Source organism: Ensifer sp., from assembly GCF_035999185.1.
GTDB lineage: Bacteria > Pseudomonadota > Alphaproteobacteria > Rhizobiales > Rhizobiaceae > Ensifer.
Genome location: NZ_DASYHB010000199.1, coordinates 64,755 through 72,470 on the forward strand (window position 1 = coordinate 64,755; position 7,716 = coordinate 72,470).

General features: G+C 64.3%; 7 protein-coding genes and 1 pseudogene. 1 reads left to right on the plus strand and 7 read right to left on the minus strand.

Translation table 11 applies throughout. The features are described 5' to 3' along the window. Positions 1 to 33: 33 nt before the first annotated feature. Positions 34 to 906, plus strand: a complete 873-nt coding sequence (locus VGO04_RS27135; RefSeq protein WP_327499071.1) for a LysR substrate-binding domain-containing protein — start codon at positions 34 to 36, stop codon at positions 904 to 906. A gap of 7 nt (positions 907 to 913) precedes the next feature. Here VGO04_RS27135 and pta read toward each other — a convergent pair whose 3' ends face one another. The 7 genes and pseudogenes from pta to VGO04_RS27170 all read right to left on the minus strand — a co-directional run. Next, positions 914 to 1,939, minus strand: coding sequence for a phosphate acetyltransferase (gene pta, locus VGO04_RS27140; RefSeq protein WP_327499072.1), 1,026 nt, complete (start codon positions 1,937 to 1,939; stop codon positions 914 to 916). Beyond that, complete coding sequence (locus tag VGO04_RS27145; RefSeq protein ID WP_327499073.1) at positions 1,939 to 2,976, minus strand: YeiH family protein; 1,038 nt, start codon at positions 2,974 to 2,976, stop codon at positions 1,939 to 1,941. Before VGO04_RS27145 ends, pta begins: the two co-directional genes overlap by 1 nt. Before the next feature lie 75 nt (positions 2,977 to 3,051). Continuing rightward, the gene (gene xsc / locus VGO04_RS27150) at positions 3,052 to 4,827 is read right to left on the minus strand and encodes a sulfoacetaldehyde acetyltransferase (RefSeq protein WP_327499074.1); all 1,776 of its coding nucleotides are present in this window, start codon (positions 4,825 to 4,827) and stop codon (positions 3,052 to 3,054) included. Between the two features lie 35 nt (positions 4,828 to 4,862). After that, positions 4,863 to 6,263, minus strand: coding sequence for an FAD-binding oxidoreductase (locus tag VGO04_RS27155; protein WP_327499075.1), 1,401 nt, complete (start codon positions 6,261 to 6,263; stop codon positions 4,863 to 4,865). A gap of 17 nt (positions 6,264 to 6,280) precedes the next feature. Continuing rightward, positions 6,281 to 6,667, minus strand: coding sequence for a nuclear transport factor 2 family protein (locus VGO04_RS27160; protein ID WP_327499076.1), 387 nt, complete (start codon positions 6,665 to 6,667; stop codon positions 6,281 to 6,283). Between the two features lie 112 nt (positions 6,668 to 6,779). Continuing rightward, positions 6,780 to 7,607, minus strand: coding sequence for an ABC transporter permease subunit (locus VGO04_RS27165; protein ID WP_327499077.1), 828 nt, complete (start codon positions 7,605 to 7,607; stop codon positions 6,780 to 6,782). Then, positions 7,600 to 7,716, minus strand: a pseudogene (locus tag VGO04_RS27170) (nitrate ABC transporter ATP-binding protein); the annotation flags it as partial. The gene VGO04_RS27165 and the pseudogene VGO04_RS27170, both read right to left, overlap by 8 nt.

Sequence of the window (7,716 nt, forward strand, 5' to 3'; positions counted from 1 at the left end):
AGATCAAATCTATCATTATGAGGCGTCTTCCGCATGCGCTACGTTCAGCTTCGCGCCTTTCACAACGTGGCCATCCACGGCGGCTTTTCACGCGCAGCGGAAGCGTTGTTTCTCACCCAGCCTGCGGTTTCCGACCAGGTGCGCAAGCTCGAGGAGGAATACGACGTCCTGCTCTTCAACCGTAACAAGAAGCAGGTGACGCTGACCCAGGCCGGTCAGCAGCTTCTGGAAGTCACACGCCGGATGTTCGACGTCGAGCAGCAGGCGCTGGACCTTCTGTCGGAATCGCGGGCACTCAGGGCCGGCAAGCTGCGCATCGTCGCCGACGCCGCCCACCACCTGCTGCATATACTGGCCGCGTTCCGGCGCACCTATCCGACGGTGCAGGTCTCGATCGATTCCGGCAACACCGAGACGGTCATCACCAGCCTGCACGCCTACGAGGCGGACATCGGCGTTCTCGGAGAGATTCCGCAATCGAGCGACTTCGACATCCTGAAGCTCAATTCCACACCGATTATCGCCTTCGCCAGCCGTGACTACCCGCTTGCTGGACAGAAGACCGTCAGTTTCGCAGACCTTGCCAATCATCCTCTCGTCATGCGCGAGCAAGGCTCCAAGACCCGGCAGAAGCTGGAAGCCATGGCCGAACAATGCGGCGTGCCGCTGACGCCCCTCATCGAAGCCGAGGGGCGCGAGGCCGTGCGCGAGATCGTGGCCGCCGGCGGCGGCGTCGGCTTCGTCTCCTCGGCCGAGTTCGGCCAGGACAATCGTCTCGTGCCGATCCGGATCGACGCTCCGGAAATGCTGATGGATGAAGCACTGATCTGCCTGCGCGAGCGCAGCAACGGCAAGCTCGTCAGCGCCTTCTTCGAGATCGCGCGCAGTCTGGCCAAAGCGGGCTGAACACTGCTCACCTTCGGTCCGCCGATACGGCAGACTGCCCGCCGGAAGCCTGAACTACGGTGACAGCAATCATGTGGAAGACATCGTCGACATTGCATCCACGCGAGAGGTCGTTGGCCGGTTTGGCGAGCCCCTGCAGGATGGGGCCAATGGCATTGGCGCCGCCGATCCGCTGGGCGATCTTGTAGCCGATATTGGCGGCATCCAGGTTTGGGAAGACGAAGACATTGGCCTCGCCATGCAGCTCCGAATTGGGGGCCTTGGCGGCGCTGACGGCTTCGACGAAGGCGCTGTCGAACTGCAGTTCCCCGTCGATCGTGAGACCCGGTGCTGCCGCATGGGCAAGCCTTGTCGCCTCCACCACCTTCGACACGCGCTCGTGTGCGGCACTGCCGGCGGTTGAAAAGGAGAGCATCGCCACCTTCGCAGGCTTTCCGGCAAGCGCTTCGAAGGAGCGCGCCGACGTCACGGCGATATCGGCAAGACCGGCGGCATCGGGGTCGACCACCAGGCCGCAATCGGCAAACACGAACGCCCCTTTTTTGGCGTGATGCGGCGCGCACAGCATCATCAGGAAGAAGCTCGAAACGAGGCCGACCTGCGGCGCGCGACCGATGGTCTGGAGTGCTGCGCGCACCGTGTCGGCGGTCGTCGCCACTGCACCCCCGACCGTGCCATCGGCCAGGTCCTCGCGCACCATCATCGCGGCAAAGACGAGCGGCGATCGCGTAGCCTCGGCAGCAGCCGCCTCGTCGACGCCCTTGTTGCGACGCAGTTCGTGGTAGGCGGCCGCAAGGCGGGAGGTAAACGGCGACGATGTCGGATCCTCGATACGGATTTCGTCCGGACGCGCGCCGGCGGCTTCCAGCCGCTCCTGGACGACGCTCCGGCCACCGACGAGCGTGATCTCGGCGATGCCCGCGCGCACGGCACGCAAGGCTCCCTCGACGATGCGCAGGTCTTCGCCCTCGGCGAGAACGATATGGCGCGGCGCGGCTTTCGCAGTTTCGAGAATGCGGTCGAGCGGTTTCATCAGGCGTGCCCCAGATAGTGAATGCCGACGAGGATGAAGAGGGCGATGAAGACGGTTTCGGCGACGATCAGCGCGACCGCGTCACCGCCAACATCGAGTACGCGACGAAGCGAGGTGCGCATGCCGACGGCGACGATGCCGGCAAGCAGCGCCCAGCGGGAGGTTTCCATGCCGGCCTTGGCCACCAGTTCCGGCACGAAGCCGAAGGAGTTGAGCGCCGCAAAGATCAGGAAGGCGACGACAAAGCCGGGCAGAAGAGGCGGGCGTTTGCCGGTCTCGCCTTCCGGCTGCGGCACCTTGCGCAGCGACAGCGAGAAGATGAGCACGACCGGCGCCAGCATGGTGACGCGGATCAGCTTGACGAGCGTTGCCGTCTCGCCCGCCTCCGGCGACACGGAAAAGCCCGCACCGACGACCTGGGCGACATCGTGGATGGTGCCCCCGAAGAAGATGCCAGTCGCGCGGGCGTCGAGCCCCATGGTCTGGGCAATGATCGGATAGCCGATCATCGCCAGCGTCGAGAGCACCGTGACCGAGAGTACGGTGAAGATCAGGTTGCGTTCGGAAAACTCGTTCTTCGGCAGCACCGCCGCGATCGCCATGGCCGCAGACGCGCCGCAGATCGCAACCGAACCGCTGGTGATCAGCGCCAGTCGCCAGCCGCGGCCGAGCAGCTTGGCGGCGAGCAGGCCGAAGCCGATTGTGGCCGCGATCGCGGAAATGAGCAGCAGGATCGTGCCGGCGCCGAGCCCGATCAGAAGGTCGACGCTGATGCGCATGCCGAGCAGCGCCACGCCGATGCGCAGTACCTTCTTGGCGCAGAAATCGATGCCGGCAACGCAGCGCCCCTCCTCCGACAGGAAATGAAGGGCAATGCCGAGAAGCAGCGCCATCAGCATAGCCGGCGCGCCGTAGTGATCGGACAGAAACTGCGCGGCGACGGCGACGGCCGCGGTGACGGCAAAGCCCGGCCAATAGGCCGCAAAGCCCAAGGGCACGCTTCGGAAACGTTCGTGGACGGAGGTCGTAAAGGTCATGATATCAATCCGGTCGCTCGCGGGACGCTCTGCCCGCCCGGTTTTCCCGGGCGGGCATCTGGCAATCGGGCGTTCTCAGCTACGCTTTTGCGGGCGCATGTCGGCGCGGTCGATGCCGGCAACCGGCACCGGCTTCTTCATCGCGTCGCGGCGGAAAGGCTCGCCGAGCTCCTGGTTGAGGATGACTTCGATAAAGGTCGTCACACCCCTCTTCTGGTCGGCGATCGCGTTGGAAAGCGCCTCGGTGAGTGCTGCCGTTGTGTTGACGGCCACGCCCTTCAGACCGCAGCCTTCCGCCACCTTGGCGTAGGAGAGGTTGGGGTTGAGTTCCGTGCCGACAAAGTTGTTGGAATACCAGAGCGTCGTGTTGCGCTTCTCCGCACCCCACTGGTAGTTGCGGAAGATCACCATGGTGATCGCTGGCCAGCCCTCGCGGCCGATCGAACCCATTTCGTTCATCGAGATCCCGAAGGCGCCGTCGCCGGCAAAGCCGACAACCGGCACGTCAGGGCAACCGATCTTGGCGCCGACGATCGACGGGAAGCCGTAGCCGCAGGGGCCGAACATGCCTGGAGCCAGATATTTCCGTCCGGCCTCGAAGGTCGGATAGGCATTGCCGATCGCGCAGTTGTTGCCGATGTCGGTCGAGATGATCGCTTCCTTCGGCAGTGCCGCCTGGATGGCCCGCCAGGCCTGGCGCGGCGACATGCGGTTCGGCTCGCGCGAACGGGCGCTCTCGTTCCATTCCGTGCCCGGATCATCGTCCTCGTGGTCCATCGAGGAGAGCTGCTGCTGCCAAGCCGAGCGGGTCTGGTGGATCGTCGCCTTGCGCTCCTCGCGGCCGGCATCACCGGCCTTAGGCGACAGCAGTTCGAGAATCTGTCGGGCGACCTGCCTGGCGTCGCCGCAAATGCCGACCGACACCTTCTTGGTGAGACCGATCCGGTCGGCGTTGATATCGACCTGGATGATCGAGGCGTTCTTCGGCCAGTAGTCGATGCCGTAGCCGGGAAGCGTCGAGAACGGATTGAGCCGGGTTCCGAGCGCCAAGACGACATCGGCCTTGGAAATCAGCTCCATCGCCGCTTTCGAGCCGTTGTAGCCGAGCGGGCCGACCGACAGGCGATGGCTGCCGGGGAAGGCATCATTGTGCTGGTAGCCGCAGCAGACCGGCGCGTCGAGGCGCTCGGCAAGCTTCATGGAATCGGAGATGGCATTGCCGATGACGACGCCGGCACCGTTGAGGATGACGGGGAATTTCGCCTCCGACAGCAGCTTGGCCGCTTCCGCGATCGCCTGCGGACCGCCCGCCGGCCGTTCGAAGCGGACGATCGCCGGCAGGTCGACGTCGATCACCTGGGTCCAGTAGTCGCGCGGGATGTTGATCTGCGCCGGTGCGCAGCCACGCCAAGCCTTTTCGATAACGCGGTTGAGCACCTCGGGGATACGTGAGGGATCGCGCACCTCTTCCTGATAGCAGACCATTTCCTCGAACATCGCCATCTGGTCGACTTCCTGGAAACCGCCCTGGCCGATCGTCTTGTTGGCCGCCTGCGGCGTCACCATCAGAAGCGGCGTGTGGTTCCAGTAGGCCGTCTTGATCGCGGTGATGAAGCCGGTAACGCCTGGGCCGTTCTGGCCGATCGCAACCGACATCGTGCCCGTCGCGCGGCTGAAGCCATCCGCCATCATGCCGGCATTGGTCTCGTGGGCGCAGTCCCAGAACTTGATACCGGCCTTGGGGAAGAGGTCCGACACCGGCATCATGGCCGAGCCGATGATGCCGAAGGCATGTTCGAGGCCATGCATCTGCAGAACTTTGACGAAAGCTTCCTCGGTGGTCATTTTCATGGGGTAGTTCCTTTCCTGGCAGTGATTTCAGTGAGTTAGAGGATCTCGTCGCGGAGGTAGTACCAGCGGTACATTCCCCATTGGCCAAGCCTCCGGAACGGCGTCAAAAGCCCGTGACCCGGCAGGGACGAAGTGAAAATCGGAAGGTCGAGGCCGCCGCCCTTGCCGGCGACCATCTGCGCCATGCGGCGTCCCGCCTGGGCGGAGTACATCACGCCGTTGCCGCCATAACCCATGGCGTAGAACAGCCTTTGGGCCGGGTCCGGTTGGAAGATGCGCGGCATCATGTCGTGGCTGACATCCACCCAGCCCCACCAGGAGTAGTCGATGTCGATGCCGCGGAGCGCCGGGAACTTGCGGTAGAGGCCAGCGAGAAGCAGTTCGAGATGTTTCGGGTTGCTGGCGTCGCGTCCGGTGATGGCGCTGCGGCTGCCGATCTGCACCCGGCCATCCGGCAGCATGCGATAGTAATGGCGCAGCGTGCGCGTGTCGGTGAGCGGAATGCGGGCCTTGAAATTCAGCGCCTGCTGCTCGCTTGTCGTCAGCGGCCGGGTGACGATCGAGTTCGACAGGATCGGCATCAGCCGGTGGCGGGTGAGCGCGTTCATGCCGGGAGATGTGTAACCGGCAGTCGCGATGCAGACGGCGCGCGCCCGGATCGTTCCGCCTGGCGTCCGCAGATAATGCACGCCGCCCTTGGCGGTGCACTCGAGCACCGGGCTCGATGTGTGCACCTTGGCGCCCAGCCTGCGGGCAAGCCTCAGATAGCCGAAGGCGAGCTTGGCGGCATGAATGCCCATGCCGTCGGGCTCGTACATCGCGCCGCGTGCTTCCTCGTCACGGACGAAATCGCGATGGATCTCGTCACGCGAGACCATGCGGGCGCGATAGCCGAAGGTGTCGTTAAGGACGCGGACTTCGCTTTCGAGCGCCGGCAGCATCTTGTCGCGGTGGGCGATATAGAGGTGGCCGCCGTCCTGCGGATCGCAGTTGATCTCCGGCTCGCGGATCAGCGAGCGAAAGAGGTCGAAGCCTTCGGAAATCTCCGCGTGCATCTTGCGGGCAATGTCGACGCCCCAGCGGGCGATCCACTGCGAGCGCTTCAGCCGGCCGGCCGAAATCTGCGCCTGCCCGCCATTGCGGGTGCTGCAGCCCCAGGCAACGCCGTTGGCCTCCAGCACCGTCGCCTTGATGCCGTGCTCGCGCGCCAGGTGAATGGCGCAGGAGAGACCGGTATAGCCGGAGCCGATGATGGCGACGTCAACATCGATGTCGCGGGTGACCGGGCCGTCGTCGTCCGGTTCCTGCCCGGCAGTGCCGATCCAGTAGGTCGGCGCATAGTCCTTGCCCTTGCCGGGGCTGCGGGCATGGTTGGGATCATAGGCCGGATCGAACGGCTCTCTTGCAGGCTTCAAGGGAGTGGCGCGCAGTTGCATGGCTTTCGCTCCGGCCGTCAGTAGCGGGGTTGCAGGACCGGGCGGTTCTTGCGGAACGCCTGCTTGCGCACGATCTTGCCGTTGCGGAAGGTGAAGAGGTCGCAGCCCTCTGCCTCGATGCGGCTGCCATCGGCGGCCGTGCCCGAGAAGGTCCATTCGGATACGCCGCGATCACCCTCGACGAAGTGGCTGTGATTGCCCCACTCGGCATCCGGCATCGATGTCCAGACGCCGCTGAAGGCGTCGGCGATCGCCTCAGTACCTGTGAAGCGGTTGCCGTAGACCTCTGGGCCGCCAACGGCGTTGAACACGCAGTCCTCGGAAAAGAAGTGCATGACCCCATCGATGTCGTGCCGGTTGAAGGCATCGAACAAGGTTTTGAGATCGGTTGCGGAGAGTGTCATCGTCCTGTCCTTTGGCTTGATCGCAGGGCATGGCTTCGCCGAAGACGGGGAACACCGTCTTTGAGGGCCGCCAGGCCGGGGTACGAATGGAGTGTCGGAGCGGTCGCTTAAGCTAGAGGCGGCCCTTCCAGGGGATCAGCACCTTTTCGAGGTAGCGGATCAGTAGATCGAAGGCGAAGGCGAAGATGCCGATGATGAAGATGCCCATGATCACCGTATCGCTTTCGAGGTTTTCGGCCGCGTTCAGAACCATGAAGCCGAGGCCTCGGTTCGCGGCGACCATTTCGGCCGCCACCAGCGTGGTCCAGCCGACGCCGATGCCGATGCGCATGCCGGTGAAGATCTCGGGCAAGGCGGCCTTCATGATCACCTGGCTGATCACCTGGCCACGGGTGGCGCCCATCGCATAGGCCGCGTGGATCTGCTCGGTCGAGACCGAACGCACCCCAGCCCTTGCGGCAATCGCCATCGGCGCGAAGATCGCCAGATAGATCAGGAACACCTTCGGGAACTCGCCGATGCCGAGCCAGATGATGACCAGCGGCAGGTAGGCGAGCGGCGGCAGCGGCCGGTAGAATTCGATGATCGGATCGAACAGGCCGCGCACGACACGATTGACGCCCATCAGGACACCGATCGGCACTGCCGTCACCAGCGCCAGCAGGAAGGCGCCGAAGACGCGGCCGATACTGGCAAGCGTATGCTCGACCAGCGTCGAATTGGAAACGCCGTCGGTCATCGCCAGCATGAACTTGTCCCAGACCGCCAGTGGCGACGGCAGGAAGAGCGGCTTGACCCAACCGGACTCCGTCACGAGAAACCAGAGGGCGACGATCACGATCGTCGTTGAAAGGCTGATCAGGCCGCTGCTGCCGTCACCCGGAGCCCCGAAGATCTTGCCGGCCTTTACCGGCTTTGCGCGTGTCACTCTGTCAAGCATGGGCCATCTCCGGGTTGCCGGACGCACGTTCGTCGCCATAGATGATGCCGAGCACCTCCTCGCGCATGCGGATGAATTCCGGGCTGGACTTGATCGCGCGGGCATTGCC

Excerpts from the sequence above, each read along its gene's own strand:
- xsc (WP_327499074.1), bottom strand. The coding sequence starts at position 4,827 with ATGAAAATGACCACCGAGGAAGCTTTCGTCAAAGTTCTGCAGATGCAT.
- VGO04_RS27160 (WP_327499076.1), bottom strand. The coding sequence starts at position 6,667 with ATGACACTCTCCGCAACCGATCTCAAAACCTTGTTCGATGCCTTCAAC.
- VGO04_RS27155 (WP_327499075.1), bottom strand. The coding sequence starts at position 6,263 with ATGCAACTGCGCGCCACTCCCTTGAAGCCTGCAAGAGAGCCGTTCGAT.
- VGO04_RS27145 (WP_327499073.1), bottom strand. The coding sequence starts at position 2,976 with ATGACCTTTACGACCTCCGTCCACGAACGTTTCCGAAGCGTGCCCTTG.
- VGO04_RS27135 (WP_327499071.1), top strand. The coding sequence starts at position 34 with ATGCGCTACGTTCAGCTTCGCGCCTTTCACAACGTGGCCATCCACGGC.
- VGO04_RS27165 (WP_327499077.1), bottom strand. The coding sequence starts at position 7,607 with ATGCTTGACAGAGTGACACGCGCAAAGCCGGTAAAGGCCGGCAAGATC.
- pta (WP_327499072.1), bottom strand. The coding sequence starts at position 1,939 with ATGAAACCGCTCGACCGCATTCTCGAAACTGCGAAAGCCGCGCCGCGC.